General features: G+C 36.0%; 16 protein-coding genes, 1 other RNA gene and 1 riboswitch. Of the genes, 2 read left to right on the forward strand and 15 right to left on the reverse strand.

Annotated elements, in window-relative coordinates; all coding sequences use genetic code 11:
• Window positions 1–4 precede the first annotated feature (4 nt).
• The 3 genes from pbuX to BAQ44_RS13320 all read right to left on the reverse strand — a co-directional run bounded on the left by pbuX (window position 5) and on the right by BAQ44_RS13320 (window position 2995).
• Window positions 5–1327, reverse strand: coding sequence for a xanthine permease PbuX (pbuX, locus tag BAQ44_RS13310; RefSeq protein WP_071721957.1), 1323 nt, complete (start codon window positions 1325–1327; stop codon window positions 5–7).
• Between the two features lie 3 nt (window positions 1328–1330).
• The gene (locus BAQ44_RS13315; RefSeq protein WP_061679497.1) at window positions 1331–1924 is read right to left on the reverse strand and encodes a xanthine phosphoribosyltransferase; all 594 of its coding nucleotides are present in this window, start codon (window positions 1922–1924) and stop codon (window positions 1331–1333) included.
• Window positions 1925–2030: 106 nt separating this feature from the next.
• Window positions 2031–2132, reverse strand: a riboswitch (purine riboswitch).
• A gap of 116 nt (window positions 2133–2248) precedes the next feature.
• Window positions 2249–2995 (reverse strand): type I methionyl aminopeptidase, encoded by a 747-nt coding sequence (locus BAQ44_RS13320; protein ID WP_071721958.1) that lies wholly within the window; start codon window positions 2993–2995, stop codon window positions 2249–2251.
• A gap of 588 nt (window positions 2996–3583) precedes the next feature.
• Between BAQ44_RS13320 and mphL the strand changes: the two genes are divergently transcribed.
• A complete protein-coding gene (gene mphL, locus BAQ44_RS13325; protein WP_063263222.1) occupies window positions 3584–4480 on the forward strand; it encodes a macrolide 2'-phosphotransferase MphL in 897 nt (298 codons plus the stop codon).
• Between the two features lie 39 nt (window positions 4481–4519).
• Here the strand turns inward: mphL and BAQ44_RS13330 are convergent, their stop codons facing one another.
• The 10 genes from BAQ44_RS13330 to BAQ44_RS13375 form a co-directional block, all read right to left on the reverse strand.
• Complete coding sequence (locus BAQ44_RS13330; RefSeq protein ID WP_063263223.1) at window positions 4520–4990, reverse strand: GNAT family N-acetyltransferase; 471 nt, start codon at window positions 4988–4990, stop codon at window positions 4520–4522.
• A gap of 46 nt (window positions 4991–5036) precedes the next feature.
• Window positions 5037–6554, reverse strand: a complete 1518-nt coding sequence (gene ypwA / locus BAQ44_RS13335) for a carboxypeptidase (protein WP_063263224.1) — start codon at window positions 6552–6554, stop codon at window positions 5037–5039.
• Between the two features lie 100 nt (window positions 6555–6654).
• Window positions 6655–8592 carry an ATP-dependent DNA helicase gene (locus BAQ44_RS13340; protein ID WP_000493698.1) on the reverse strand — a complete coding sequence of 646 codons (1938 nt, stop codon included), beginning with the start codon at window positions 8590–8592 and terminating at the stop codon, window positions 6655–6657.
• Window positions 8593–8730: 138 nt separating this feature from the next.
• The gene (locus BAQ44_RS13345; protein ID WP_000376898.1) at window positions 8731–8913 is read right to left on the reverse strand and encodes a DUF3921 domain-containing protein; all 183 of its coding nucleotides are present in this window, start codon (window positions 8911–8913) and stop codon (window positions 8731–8733) included.
• A gap of 61 nt (window positions 8914–8974) precedes the next feature.
• Window positions 8975–10114 (reverse strand): THUMP domain-containing class I SAM-dependent RNA methyltransferase, encoded by a 1140-nt coding sequence (locus tag BAQ44_RS13350; RefSeq protein WP_000521229.1) that lies wholly within the window; start codon window positions 10112–10114, stop codon window positions 8975–8977.
• A gap of 180 nt (window positions 10115–10294) precedes the next feature.
• Window positions 10295–10685: RNase P RNA component class B (gene rnpB, locus BAQ44_RS13355), an RNA gene on the reverse strand.
• An 87-nt stretch (window positions 10686–10772) separates the two neighbouring features.
• Complete coding sequence (gene gpsB / locus BAQ44_RS13360; protein ID WP_000622425.1) at window positions 10773–11111, reverse strand: cell division regulator GpsB; 339 nt, start codon at window positions 11109–11111, stop codon at window positions 10773–10775.
• A 97-nt stretch (window positions 11112–11208) separates the two neighbouring features.
• Window positions 11209–11763: an SLOG family protein gene (locus BAQ44_RS13365; RefSeq protein WP_063263225.1), complete on the reverse strand. Its 555-nt coding sequence runs from the start codon at window positions 11761–11763 to the stop codon at window positions 11209–11211.
• Window positions 11764–11819: 56 nt separating this feature from the next.
• Window positions 11820–12203 carry a CotD family spore coat protein gene (locus BAQ44_RS13370; protein WP_071721959.1) on the reverse strand — a complete coding sequence of 128 codons (384 nt, stop codon included), beginning with the start codon at window positions 12201–12203 and terminating at the stop codon, window positions 11820–11822.
• 154 nt (window positions 12204–12357) lie between these two features.
• Window positions 12358–12870: a YppG family protein gene (locus BAQ44_RS13375; protein WP_071721960.1), complete on the reverse strand. Its 513-nt coding sequence runs from the start codon at window positions 12868–12870 to the stop codon at window positions 12358–12360.
• Between the two features lie 177 nt (window positions 12871–13047).
• Here BAQ44_RS13375 and BAQ44_RS13380 point away from each other — a divergent pair, with 177 nt between their 5' ends.
• Window positions 13048–13239, forward strand: a complete 192-nt coding sequence (locus BAQ44_RS13380) for a YppF family protein (protein ID WP_000242661.1) — start codon at window positions 13048–13050, stop codon at window positions 13237–13239.
• A gap of 24 nt (window positions 13240–13263) precedes the next feature.
• Here BAQ44_RS13380 and BAQ44_RS13385 read toward each other — a convergent pair whose 3' ends face one another.
• Together BAQ44_RS13385 and BAQ44_RS13390 are read right to left on the reverse strand one after the other, a co-directional pair.
• Window positions 13264–13608: a YppE family protein gene (locus BAQ44_RS13385; RefSeq protein ID WP_061679504.1), complete on the reverse strand. Its 345-nt coding sequence runs from the start codon at window positions 13606–13608 to the stop codon at window positions 13264–13266.
• 15 nt (window positions 13609–13623) lie between these two features.
• Entirely contained in the window at window positions 13624–13866 is a 243-nt protein-coding gene (locus BAQ44_RS13390) for a hypothetical protein (protein ID WP_063263228.1), read from the reverse strand.
• Window positions 13867–13899: the final 33 nt, after the last annotated feature.

Consider the following 13899-nt stretch of genomic DNA (forward strand, 5'->3'; position numbering starts at 1 on the left):
TTTTTTATGCTTCTCTTACTGCACTTTGCATCGGAACTGGCTCTTCTTTTACTTTCACTTTACGCTGCGGCACCATATTAAATACGATATTTAAAAGTACTGCTGACGCACTTCCAAGTACAATTCCGTTATCTGTTAAAATACGAATGTTTTCAGGAAGTTGTGAGAATAAAGTAGGAACGACTGTAACTCCAAGTCCAATTCCGACAGAACATGCAACGATTAATAAGTTTTCTTGTTTACCAAAATCAACGCTACTTAACATTTTAATACCATATGCCATTACCATACCGAACATCGCTAACATTGCACCGCCAAGTACTGATTTTGGAATAATAGTTGTAATAGCTGCGATTTTTGGAATGAAACCAAGAACGATTAACATACCACCACAAGTATAAATAATAACGCGATTTCTTACTCCAGTTAATTGAACAAGTCCTACGTTTTGAGAGTATGTTGTATATGGGAACGCGTTGAAAATACCACCTAATACCATCGCTAACCCTTCTGCACGATAGCCTTTTGTTAATTCTTTTTCACCGATCTTTTTATTGCAAATATCAGATAATGCAAAGTAAACACCTGTTGCTTCTACAATCCCTACACAAGCAACTAAGATCATCGTAATAATTGGCGTCAATTCAAATGTTGGTGTACCGAAGTAAAATGGCTGAATACCATGGAACCAATCAGCCTCTCCAACCGCTTGCAAGCTTACTTTCCCCATAAATGCTGCAACAATTGTGCCGAACAATAGACCTAGTAGAATAGAGATCGAACGGATAAATCCGTCAAAGAAACGATACATAATGATGATAAATAACAACACACCAAATGCTAATGCTAAATTTTCAAGACTACCGAAATCCTTGCTTCCCACTCCTCCAGCCATATCATTAATTGCCGCTGGAACAAGTGTAACTCCAATTACGGTAACGACAGATCCTGTTACAACTGGTGGAAACAGTTTTACAAGCTTTCCAAATAATTTCGCAAAAATAACAACGAATAACCCGGCAGCAATAATTGCTCCATAAATAGAAGACACTCCGTATTGTTTTCCGATTGCAATCATCGGCCCAACCGCTGTAAATGTACAACCAAGCACAACTGGAAGTCCAATACCGAAAAAGCGATTTGATAATGCTTGTAAAATTGTCGCAACGCCGCACATTAATAAATCAATTGAGACTAAATATGTTAACTCTTTTTGATTTAAACCAAGTCCACCGCCCACAATAAGCGGAACGATAATTGCACCAGCATACATAGCAAGCATATGCTGCATACCAAGTGATGCGATTTTAAATGGATGTTGCTTCATCGCTTATTTCACCTCCACAGTTTCATGCTGTACAAATGTAACTGTGCCGTTATCAAGTGATGCAATTTCTGCTAGTGACTCAACACGAACTCCTTGTTCACGAAGCTTCTTTCCTCCATCTTGAAATGCTTTTTCAATAACAATACCAATACCTGCAATACTTGCTCCTGCTTGCTCTACTAAACTCATTAAACCTAAAGCAGCCTGACCGTTTGCTAAAAAGTCATCGATAATTAAAACGCGATCAGTTTCATCGATATGATTTCGAGATAATGAAATTTCATTCGTTTCTTGCTTCGTAAATGAGTATACGTTTGCAACGTACATATTATCTTGTAACGTTAACGATTTACGTTTTCTTGCAAAGATTACTTTTACGCCAAGCTCTAATGCAGCCATAACTGCTGGTGCAATGCCTGAAGATTCAATCGTCACGATTTTTGTAATGTTCTCTTCTTTAAAACGTTTAGCAAATTCTTTTCCGATCTCTTGCATAAGTACTGGGTCAATTTGATGATTTAAAAATGCATCTACCTTTAATACGTCACCAGATAAAACCTTTCCTTCGTTCAAAATCTTTTCTTGTAATACTTTCATGTTTGTTCCCCCTCTTATGCAATAAAAAACTCCAAAAGCCGCCACCACTCGTTACAAGTGAGAGACGCGCTTTTGGAGTTTCGCAAAAAAGAATGCTAAACAAGCAAATATATTCGTCCTCACTCATAGTCAAAGTATTTACGGTACTTCGGTAGAAACTTGCAGGCCATATCCCCGCGATTATATGAGTGTAGCTAACTATTTATTTTATAGATGGATTATAACGTACTTTTTATACTTTGAAAAGCATTTATTAACAAAACACGTACAAATTTTATAAAAACATCATTTTCGTTCGAGTTTTGTAAACTCTTACATATTATTTTAAAGCGTCGTTAAAACGATTGGCCCATCTTTTGTAATCGCAATTGTATGCTCATATTGAGCTGATAATTTCCCGTCCATCGTTCTTGCAGCCCATCCATTTAAATCTACTTTCGAATAGCGCATGCCTACATTTACAATAGGCTCAATTGTAATTACCATTCCTTCTTGTAACTCTGGCCCTTGTCCTTGTTTCCCAAAATGAAAAATTGCTGGCTCTTCATGAATCTCTTTACCGATCCCGTGTCCTGTAAAATCTCTTGCGACAGAAAAACCTTCATTTGCTACGTAACTCTCAATTGCATAGCCAATATCTCCTACATGATTACCGATTACTGCCTGATCAATTCCTTTATACAATGCATTCTCAGCTACTACCAATAACCTTTCTGCTTCTTCTGAAACATTTCCAACTCTATACGTCCAAGCAGAATCTGAAAGACCACCATTTAAGTTTACTACCATGTCAATTGTTACAATATCGCCCTCAGTTAAAGGTTCATCCGCCGGAAAGCCATGACACATTTCATCGTTTACAGATGCACACGTTGCATATGGATACCCGTTATATCCTTTCTGCTGAGATATTGCACCATGCTTTTCTAAATACGCTTCAACAAACGTATCAATTTCTTTTGTCGTCACACCCGGTTTCATCATTTTCGCAATTTCTCTATGACACGAAGCAAGTAACTTCCCAGATCCGTGCATCAAATCTATTTCATTTTTTGTTTTAATTGTAACCATGCTTACCTCTACCTTCCTTACTAAACTTACTATTTACTACTAATACAAAGCTTCTAATTATAAGAGCAGACATCCTTTTTTCTATTTTTCGAATGTAAATTTATATTTCATTCGTTTTTACATATTACATCTAGTATTTTTTGTTGATGTTTATTTATAAACAAAGTATAGTAACACTATACTATTAAAAGGAGGATTGTTAAAGATGATGCATGCAGGAAGACTACGTCAGCAAACTTTGAACACTAAGTAACTTAATATGTTCAAAGGCTCTGTTTTCATAAAGCAGAGTAAACGGGATTAGTCTGCACATTTTTAATAATCTTCAACGGAAGAATACACTTTCCACATGAAGAAAGGCAGATATACGTCTGTCTTTTTTTCGTATATTTTTTCATACAAAGAGAGGCGTTTATTCATTATATCCTCGTTTACTCTTAACCACAGACAGAAGCCCGTCTGTGGTTTTTTATGATTACATTTTCTTATATCTTGCTACTTTAATCATATGGATGTAGTTAGAAACAATTCGTAACAGAAAACGTATGAAAACATTGAAATTAGAATAAACATTTGGAGGCAATAATAATGAATACACTTAAAGTGAAACAATTAGCAACTAAGGAAGGGCTAAATATATTAGAAGATTCAATAGAAATTAATGAGTCTGGCGTTGACTTTCAAGTAGCACACGTGAAAGAACAAAACGGAGATAAATGGATACTACGAATTCCTCGTAGACGAGAATCTATGAGACATGCTCTACTTGAAAAAGAAGCATTAGAAATCATGAAACAACATGCAGAATTCCAAGTTCCTGATTGGTCTATATTTTCTGAGGAACTAATTGCTTATAAACAACTAAGTGGCGTTCCTGCCGCTACTATCGATATAGAACGACAAGAATATGTATGGAACTTTAATGAAAAGAATGCACCGACTGAATACAATATTTCATTAGGAAAAGTTCTAGCGAATTTACACTCATTACCTCAGCAAAAATTTAACAATATAGGTGTTGAAATGCTTACTGCTAATGAATTAAGAACTTCTATGAAACAAAGGATGAATCGAGTGAAGGAACAATACGATATCAATCAAAACTTATGGGATCGTTGGCAAGCATGGCTAGCTGAAGACTCTTTTTGGCCATCTCATGTAGGAGTAAAGCATGGGGATATACATCCAGGTCATATCCTGATTGATAATAAAAATAATGTAACAGGCTTAATCGATTGGACAGAAGTAGGGGTAGGTGATGTATCTATAGATTTTACATCTCATTATCTGCTCTTTGGGAAAGATGGACTAACAAATTTAATTCACTCTTATGACAACGCCGGCGGTAAAACTTGGTCAAGAATGGATGAACATATTATCGAACTTCTAGCAACGAGTGGTATCACTGTTGCTGAATACGCTCAAGTGTCAGGTTTGAAAGACATGCATGAAATAGCTGTACACATGCTAGCAACTGAAAGTTAATGAAGTTACAAAAAAACAGAAGAAGATTCTTCTGTTTTTTTATTTTTTACATATATAACTCATTCTCAAAAACTCAAAACAACTACCATTCGTCTTCTGGACAAACGTACCAACTGCTTCAAATCCTGCTCTTTTATACACTGTAATCGCTCTCTCATTAAATGTCGCTACTGATAACGTTATATAATTGCATCCGTATTTTTCTTTACTAAAAGCTAGTCCAGCATTTACGAACTGCAAACCAAATCCATTCCCAGTTATATCAGGTTTCATTCCAAGACCTATATCAACTGTTCCTTCATTCACGTTACAAACAGTTAAAAAACCAATGAGAGTGCCATTTTCCTTCACAGAAAATGTATGATTCCCTCTACTCTCCTCATGTAAAAACTCAGCTAAATCTTCTTCATCTGCCTCTATATCGTAAAAAGAATGTTTCCCTTCATAATGCCAGTTATATGCAATTTCTTCTGCTTCTTCTTGCGTCATTACTGTATATGTATAAATCATTCTTCTATCCCCTTTAAAAAAAGAGCTGCAATTAAGCAGCTCTTTTTTATAACTCATAAATTTCTTTATACTTCGCTTCTAAATAATCCGCTAAGTAGTTTGCATTTAACCCTTCACCTGTCACATCTTTTAAAATTTCAAGTGGCTTTTTCGTTTTGCCATATTGGTGAATATTTTCTGTTAACCATTCACGAATTGGTGTTACGTTTCCTTCTTCTAATAATGCATCAAAGTTCGGAATGTCTTTTAACATTCTTTGCTTAAATTGCGCTGCATACATATAACCAAGCGCATAAGATGGGAAGTATCCAAATGAACCACCAGCCCAGTGAACATCTTGCAATACACCTTGTGCATTGTTTTCCGGACGAATTCCTAAATATGCTTCCATCTTATCATTCCAAGCCGCTGGCAAGTCTTTCACTTGTAATGTACCATCAAATAATTCTTTCTCAAGTTCATAACGAACCATAACGTGAAGCGGATACGTAAGCTCATCTGCTTCTATACGAATGAATGATGGCTTCGATTCGTTAATTGCATCATAAAACTCGTCTACTGATATATCATTGAATTGGCCATCGCTATACTCTTTTAATAAATCATAATTTTTCTTCCAGAATGATTTATTACGACCGATAAAGTTCTCAAAGAATAATGATTGTGACTCATGAATCCCCATAGATGTTCCACTACATAGCGGTGTACCTTCAAATTTCTCTGCAATATTTTGCTCATATACAGCATGACCACATTCATGAATTGTTCCAAACACAGCCATACGGAAGTCTTTTTCGTCATAGCGTGTCGTAATACGAACATCCCCTCTATTTAATGTAATCTCGAATGGATGTACCGTTTCATCAAGACGACCTGCTTCAAAGTCATAATTTAATTGCTTTAATAGCTCTAATGTAAAGTTTTTTTGTTTTTCTTTTGAAAAATGTTCTGATAAAGCACTTGTCTTTAGTCTCTTTTGCGACTCCGATATTTCTTTTACGAGCGGAACGATACGCTCACGAAGCTGACCAAATACATGATCTAACACTTCTACTGTAATACCTGGCTCATACATATCTAATAATGTATTATATTTATATGTTTCGTAACCCCAATATGTAATGAATTTCTTTTTATATTCAACTATTTGTTCTAAATACGGACGGAACATTTCGAAATCAGATTTTTCGCGAGCCTCTTCCCACACACTTTCCGCTTTCGCTTCTAATTTCACATACGCTTCATATTCCGCTTGTGGAATTTTTTTATTTCTATCATATTCTTTACGACATTCTTCAACCATTTTCTTCGTCGTTTCAGAAAGTTTATCTTCACGTATTAAAGCTTCAAGTTCTGTTAAATAGTTCCCCATCTCATCTGAAGTCGACATTACAAATACTTCTGATGAAAGCATACCAATTACTTCTGAACGCTGGTCTACACCTTTTTTAGGCGCACCTGTTCTTAAGTCCCAAAACATTAAGCTTAATGCTTCTCCATAATTTTGTATCTTCTTCACATATGTTAAAAATTGTGTTTCTACTTCATATGTAGCTACTGTCATCGTATAAAACCTCCCTTTTCTACCTCAAACTTAATTCGACATGGAAATCTAAATTCCTTTTATAATAGAAAAAAAGCTTGGCAAGCGCCAAGCTTTCTCCTTATAATTCTTTACCTTCTACTGGTAGTACGTTTTTCACCGCTTCTATCACTTTCTCATCTTCTGTATCAGATAAGAAGATTGATATAGCACCTTTATCGTCGCTCGTACGAATTAAACGTCCAATCCCTTGACGAAGACGTAAAATCATATACGGTACATCTACATCCCAGAATGGATCATTTACATGTTTACGCTTCGCTTCAAACACAGGATCGTTTGGAGGGAATGGTAATGACCAAATGATAACATGTGATAATGATGAACCAGGAATATCTAAACCTTCCCATAAATGAACGGCGCAAAGTACAGTCTCTTCTTCATTTTGGAAACGAGAAACGAGCTGACTAATTTCTTGATCCCCTTCATATAGGAACGGAACGGACATTTGTTCTTTACTTACATATTCTTTAAACGCTGCAAGTTCTTGTGTTGTACGGAATAATACAAGTGTACGTCCATTTGTTTTCTGTATATTTTCAAGTGTATATTGACACTTTCTTTCCCATTCATTTTCTTTCGTATGCGATAGTAAGTTTACTGCCATTTGCTCCTCATAATCAAACGGTGAAGCAACCGAGAATGACAAGTAATCTTTTACTCCTAAGCTATTTGCTGTAAATGCGAATGAATCGTTATTAGATAATGTAGCAGAAGAGAAAATATACGGGATTTTCTTCGAGAATACTTTCTCTTGTAATACTTCTTCAACTGCACGTGGCATAATCACTAACGTGAAGGCTCCATCACCTTCTTCACCCCATGTAATTACATTTTTCTCGTGCATGAACAGACGAAGTGAATGTTCTAATACATCTAAATGTTCATCAACGATATTTAAGTCATACGTGTTTACTGTATGCATTTCACTTTCAAATACTAATGCATCACCAACTTCACCAATTTTCGCATAAAGTCGCTTCGCTTCAGCAGTTACTTTTTCTGTCACAGTAATTTCTAAACGATCAGAACCGGCAATTTCTTTTTTATTTTCTTGTAACACATCAAAGAATCGCTCTGTTTGCCAAATTGTTTCTTCTACTAAATGCGCAAACTCTTCACGAATATCGTTTTGCAACAATCTTGTTAAAAGTTGCTCCATCATCGTCTGCTTTAAACGATACGTTAAAGCTTTTTGAGCTGCATATTCTACAAGATGTCCTTCATCGAATACAACGCAGCTACTTTCTGGTAATAACGGAATTTGCCCTTCACGTTTACGTGCATCGTACGTCCAAATATGATCCATGTAGAAATCTTGAGAACAAATAATTAAATCTGCCGCTTTACGATAATGTTCACGAGAAAGAGTTTGACCACAACGATGGCGAGAATCACAAGTGAAGCAATCTTGGAAGTAATCCCAATTTACTTTTGACCATTCCTCATCATTTAAAAGAGGAAATTCTTTTCTGTCACCGTAGTGGGTAAAGTTTTGCATCGTACCATGATCGAATACAAACTGCGGTAATTCGTAGTATACATCTTCAATTACTTCTGGAGCTCGTCCACTCATAACATCTTCAAGTTTACGTAAACATAAATAATTATCCATTGATTTCGCAAGTCTAACATCAACAGATAGTCCTAATGCTTCAGATAACTTAGCAATGTCCCCTTCTTCTTTCACAAGCTGCTCAATTAACGTTTCATCAGCACAAGCGATAATAGCTGGTTTTCCAGTATAACGCGCATAGCAAATTGCATATAGAAGATATACAATTGTTTTCCCTGTTCCTACGCCCGCTTCTGCGAACATTACTTTCTTTTCTTGGAAAGCACGTTCTAATTGAAACGCCATAAAAATTTGTTCATCACGCTCTTCAAAACCTTTTTCCGGAAGGATGTCGTAAAACACATCTCCAATCCACTCATTCAACTTATCATAAAAATTATCTTGTTTCCCTACTTCAAATGGTAATCTCTTCTCAGTAAACATCCTTAGCCTCCAACCAAAAAGTTTTTCTATAAAAAAATATAGCAACTGCTACTCATATGTGTGCAGCCACTTTCCCCTGTTGCCATACATAGAAATACACGAAAAAAAATTTTCCTTTCGAAAAAGGAAAATTTTCTTCTATATTAATGACTTTAAATACCGTTTATCAATCGCTGTTTCATGCGAAAGAGCTGACAAATATTCTTCTTGTGCTTTTTGTATTTCATCTACAATCACACCTTGACTATCCACTTCTTTTCCGAGCTCGTCATACGTACGGTGAATAGCTTTTTGAATCATTGATAATTGGAAACTATCCATACCACTTCCTCCTTTACGCACTACATAATAGCCAGTATATGCGTGCTGGAGGAGTTTTATACTATGAATTACGCGGCGGACGTTTTCCGAAGTATTGGTAGTAATCTGTACGGATAAATCCGTTAAACAGTTTACGTTTCTTTGATGCATCTTTTCCGTAGCACTTCTCAAACGCTTCGTAACTTGTTAATACATACGCTGACCATGTGTCTAATGGGCGGAATACTTGTCCCATTTCTTTGTACAATTGCTCAACGAGTGCTTTTTCACTTAAACGTTCTCCGTATGGAGGATTCGTTACAACATAGCCATAATCCTCTTTTGTCGTGAAATCTTTTACTTGCATTTGTTTAAATGTGATTAAATCACCTAAACCTACTTCTTCAGCGTTATCTTGAGCAACTCGAATCATACGATGATCGATATCTGATCCAATGATTTGTAGTGGTTGATTGTAATTCGCTAAATCTTCAGCTTCTTGACGAGCTTCACGCCAGTTTTGTTTACCAACCCAGCCCCACTCATCTGATGCGAAGCCACGGTTAAATCCTGGTGCAATATTTTGGCCAATTAATGCTGCTTCAATCGGAATTGTACCTGATCCACAGAAAGGATCCACGAAAGGACGATCTGGCTTCCAGTTTGTTAACTTAATTAAAGACGCAGCCAATGTTTCTTTTAATGGCGCTTCCCCTTGATCCATACGGTATCCACGTTTATGAAGTCCAACACCACTTGCATCAATTGTTAACGTTGCAATATCCTTGAGCATTGCGATCTCAATACGGAATAACGGACCATCTTCTTCAAACCAAGTTGTACGTTTATATGTTGTTTTTAATTTTTCAACGACAGCTTTTTTAACGATACGTTGGCAATCCGAAACACTGAACAACTCGGATTTTAATGATTTACCAATTACTGGGAACTCTCCGTTCTCTGGAATATAATCTCCCCAGTTTAATGCTTTCGTTTTTTCAAACAGCTCATCAAATGTTGTCGCTTTGAATTCGCCAACTTTAATTTTCACACGGTCCGCAGTACGTAACCATAAGTTCGTGCGACAAATCGCCTTTTCATCTGCTTCAAATGTTACTTTGCTGTTTTCCACTTGGCATTCATAACCAAGATCACGAACTTCTCGGGCAACTAATGCTTCAATACCCATTGCCGCTGTTGCGATTAAAGTAACTTTTCCCATTTGCATTCACCTCTTATGTATAGTCAAACAATAATTAATAGCAATTAGTCCTATTAATCATTACATTTTACGAAAAATTTTCTCATTAACCATTTTAACTCATAATTTATAACTTCATACAAATAAAAAGCCCTCCTCTAACAAAGGAGAGCTGAGTTATTTCATAGTTGGTTCATAACGTTCTGTAAGCCATGTTCTGTTCCTTTGTACTGCAAACGGCCCACGCCTCGTACTCCGGTGGCAATCATCTATCTACAGGTTATACAACCTGTCCTTTCCCATCGTTCATTTCCTTGGAAAAGATTCCCCTACCATTATTTGGGTTTCTCGCTCGTGGGGTTTACCTCGTTCCACTCCTATCATTTCTTCAAGGACTTCGTCACTGTGGCACTTTAAAGGTAGTCAAACCATATCCGAAAGGACTTAGGTTTTTTCCCTGCCGTTAAACCAGCCTTACAGCCAGAATACCCTAGCTTATGAATTGGCTAGGCACGAACACTACAGCCATCTCAGGCCGTGCGAGCATGGACTTTCCTCTACAACGTTGGCGTTGCAGCGATTACCCAAACGTTATGACATCCATTAGTATAGTGGAAACAAAAAGATTTTGCAATGTTTTTTTCTATGTAAAATGCTTTAACCTTTTTACCACTAGAAATTATTCGTATAACTTACTTCCAAATACAGCTTTTTCTAAATTAGATAGACGTTTCAAAATGTCCGTATTCGTGTTGTTATATACAGGTTGTGCAACTGGCGTTTGTACAACTGGTTGTTGTGGCACTTGCGTTGCTACTAGTTTTTGTTCCTCTAATTCACGCTTTAAACGAGCATTTTGTTGCTTTAATTGGTCAAACTCCTTGTGGAAAGCTTCATAATCTTTAATGATCATATCAAGAAACTTGTCTACTTCTTCTTGTTGATAACCTCTCATGCCTGTTTTAAATTCTTTTTCTAAAATATCTTTCGCCGTTAATTTAATTTTATCCGAAATCATTTTCTTCACCTCAAATTTTTGCCAAAACTTTCATTACCTAAATTTTTTCAGAAACAATGCCTTTTGTCAATCATATATACGAGTACTATATTACATATTACTCAGCATTATTCCACTGTTCCTCTTCTATTATATCTTGTAAATCGGAAAAAAGAATAAAATAACTGTGATAATTTTCTATTTCTCCTTTTTTCTTTGCTGCTTCTACAATATATTTAGGACTCCCTGGTTTTTCTTCATCATATACAGCTAAAAGTGCATCACTTTTTTCAATAAAAAATTGATTTTTTAATTTAAATTGCTCTGGGCTTTCGTACTTCCGTTTCGTAATACTATCAATATGGTCTGCTTGAGAGAGAATATATTCGTAATATTCACGGTTATCTTCCTTCCAGCTTTCTTCCTGTTCTAAAAACGGAGTAAATACCGCTAATTTTAAATCTGGATATTCTACTTGAATGTCAAAAACAACTTCAGCAGCCCATAATTCGACCCCTAGCTGTCCACTTATTATCACCCATTCCAAACCTTCTTCTACAAAAGCAGTTAATTTTCGGTGCAATGCTTTTTTTATACAGTCCACCCCTGGATGATCATTTTTAAATATACCAAGTTCAAACGGCTTATATCCCGTTATAGCAATAACTTTCATATCAACACTCCAATTACAAAAAAAGAACTAGCATTTCGCTAGTTCTAACATATCATTTACTTTTTAAACATTCCACCAACATTTGGTCCAATATTCGGACCTACTGGTGATACATTGTTTGGTAAAAATGGTGATACATTTGGCCCGAATGGAGATACTTGATGTCCATGATGACCATGACCACATGGTCCACATCCGCCGCCGAATCCTGGATCGATTGGGTCTACAACATTTACATTCGAGTTTGTTTGCGGGAAGAAGTTTTGGTTTTTAATTTGTTGATGGTGTACATGTGTTGTATGCGTCGGGAAAATGTGTGGCACCACCGTTGTTGAAAAAGAATGTGTTACGCATTGTTTCGTCGGATGAATGACAGGAGCAGTTGTACAAATAGGTCCTGTAGGCTTATGCCCTCCAAAGCAAGGATGACAATGATGCATAGTTTTTTCTCTCCTCTCTCATAAAAAAATCTGATTACACTTTACAATATGAGAAAGGAGGTTAAGCCGCTTGTTATATATACCCATTTATTATAAGGAAATTTGTCTAGTCCCCACTTCCTATACAATGTTTTTTATAGACAATCCTTCAAAATTACTTACCAAAAAAACCTCCAACTTGCTTTACAATACCTGTCACTTGATTCATCGCATTCATCATTTGTCCAGCTGTATTCATCATTTTATTTACATCATAGTTCCCATCTGACGTTTTAAATTGGGAAACAAAACTAGAAAACTGACTCGGTTGCTGTTGTTGTTTTTGTTTGTTCTGCGTCGGGTACGGCTGTTTTGGTGGATAAAACATCGCTTGCTGATTTCCATAGGGAGATGGTGGTGGCATATAGTATTGCGAATTCATATAAGGTTGCTGTTGTGGATCCATATAAGGCTGCTGTTGTGGATTCATATAAGGTTGCTGCTGTTGCTGAGGTTGCTGAGGTTGATTCATAAACGACACTTCAAATGGCTGGTAATAATTTTGATTTCCATAATGAGGCTCGAAAGGATACATATTATACCGTAAATATGTATCCTTATTATATTGGTACATATTTTGCTGTGCATATGGATTAGATTGCTGATATACGTTAGATTGTTGAAACATGCATTCTCTCCTCCTTCACATAAGTTTCTACATATATAATATGTACTTGTAAAATAATTTGTGTGACGGAGTATCTGTCTATTTTTGTCGGAAGTTTAAATTTTTAAAAAATTAAAAAAGAAAACCCTTCCATGCTATGATAATGAAGAAGAAGATTCTCATGGGGGAGGAATCAACATGGTATTAGGGGATTTAAAACAAGCGTTTTCTCAAAAAAAGGGGTATTACACAGAGAATGTAAATGAATTGTTAGACTTTGCGAGACATTGGTATCTCGAAGGAAAAATATGCATTTCAGATTACCGAACATTAATAAAAGAATTAGAAATAAACGGTGCAACAAAACCTACAACTATGACAGAAGCATAAAAAACAAGAGGGTTTCCCCTCTTGTTACTTACATTGCTCAATTATATTTTGCAAAGTATACGAAATGGCTTGATGTGTTTCAAAGAATCGCTTACCTTTACCTTTATTTACAAAACATTGCAATACATTTGTCTGTAAATTATCGTACACTTGATCAATTTGCTGTACATGTATATACTTCGGTTTTTCTTCCTTAATCCATTTATAAGCTAATTCTTTCCACACTTTTAATTCCTCATCTACCATATCTACAAATGGTTTCATATCCTTATAAAAATCGTACTCAATCATTTCTCTTTTTTTCACATTCGCTTCATTATTATACTCCATGAGTTTTTCTGAAGATTGTATTAATGCTTCATACTTCATTTTATTCCCACCTTATTATGCACTCACTACGACGTTTTGAAATGCCTTCACCCAATTCCCTTTTTCTTCGTGATGCACTAATTTATTTTCCATATGTTCAATATGCATTTCTGTTATTTCTATCTTATTGCATATTTTTTCACTCTTATCCTTCAATGCATGATTCATTCTAATCCCCATATTCATTTCCAGCAAATCGAGAGAACTTAACATTTGATCCATTGTTTTCATTACATCTTCCTTCTGAACCATCGCCATATACAAAACGCCCCCTTCTTTGCTTTTCCTTTG

This window comes from Bacillus mobilis, assembly GCF_001884045.1.
Lineage (GTDB): Bacteria > Bacillota > Bacilli > Bacillales > Bacillaceae_G > Bacillus_A > Bacillus_A mobilis.

Bases quoted from the DNA above. Each gene is read 5' to 3' on its own strand.
- BAQ44_RS13320 (WP_071721958.1), bottom strand. From the start codon at position 2,995: ATGGTTACAATTAAAACAAAAAATGAAATAGATTTGATGCACGGATCT.
- BAQ44_RS13365 (WP_063263225.1), bottom strand. From the start codon at position 11,763: ATGAAAGTTATTGCTATAACGGGATATAAGCCGTTTGAACTTGGTATA.
- BAQ44_RS13385 (WP_061679504.1), bottom strand. From the start codon at position 13,608: ATGAAGTATGAAGCATTAATACAATCTTCAGAAAAACTCATGGAGTAT.
- ypwA (WP_063263224.1), bottom strand. From the start codon at position 6,554: ATGACAGTAGCTACATATGAAGTAGAAACACAATTTTTAACATATGTG.
- mphL (WP_063263222.1), top strand. From the start codon at position 3,584: ATGAATACACTTAAAGTGAAACAATTAGCAACTAAGGAAGGGCTAAAT.
- BAQ44_RS13340 (WP_000493698.1), bottom strand. From the start codon at position 8,592: ATGTTTACTGAGAAGAGATTACCATTTGAAGTAGGGAAACAAGATAAT.
- BAQ44_RS13390 (WP_063263228.1), bottom strand. From the start codon at position 13,866: ATGGCGATGGTTCAGAAGGAAGATGTAATGAAAACAATGGATCAAATG.
- BAQ44_RS13370 (WP_071721959.1), bottom strand. From the start codon at position 12,203: ATGCATCATTGTCATCCTTGCTTTGGAGGGCATAAGCCTACAGGACCT.
- gpsB (WP_000622425.1), bottom strand. From the start codon at position 11,111: ATGATTTCGGATAAAATTAAATTAACGGCGAAAGATATTTTAGAAAAA.
- BAQ44_RS13330 (WP_063263223.1), bottom strand. From the start codon at position 4,990: ATGATTTATACATATACAGTAATGACGCAAGAAGAAGCAGAAGAAATT.
- BAQ44_RS13350 (WP_000521229.1), bottom strand. From the start codon at position 10,114: ATGGGAAAAGTTACTTTAATCGCAACAGCGGCAATGGGTATTGAAGCA.
- pbuX (WP_071721957.1), bottom strand. From the start codon at position 1,327: ATGAAGCAACATCCATTTAAAATCGCATCACTTGGTATGCAGCATATG.
- BAQ44_RS13380 (WP_000242661.1), top strand. From the start codon at position 13,048: ATGGTATTAGGGGATTTAAAACAAGCGTTTTCTCAAAAAAAGGGGTAT.
- BAQ44_RS13315 (WP_061679497.1), bottom strand. From the start codon at position 1,924: ATGAAAGTATTACAAGAAAAGATTTTGAACGAAGGAAAGGTTTTATCT.
- BAQ44_RS13345 (WP_000376898.1), bottom strand. From the start codon at position 8,913: ATGGATAGTTTCCAATTATCAATGATTCAAAAAGCTATTCACCGTACG.
- BAQ44_RS13375 (WP_071721960.1), bottom strand. From the start codon at position 12,870: ATGTTTCAACAATCTAACGTATATCAGCAATCTAATCCATATGCACAG.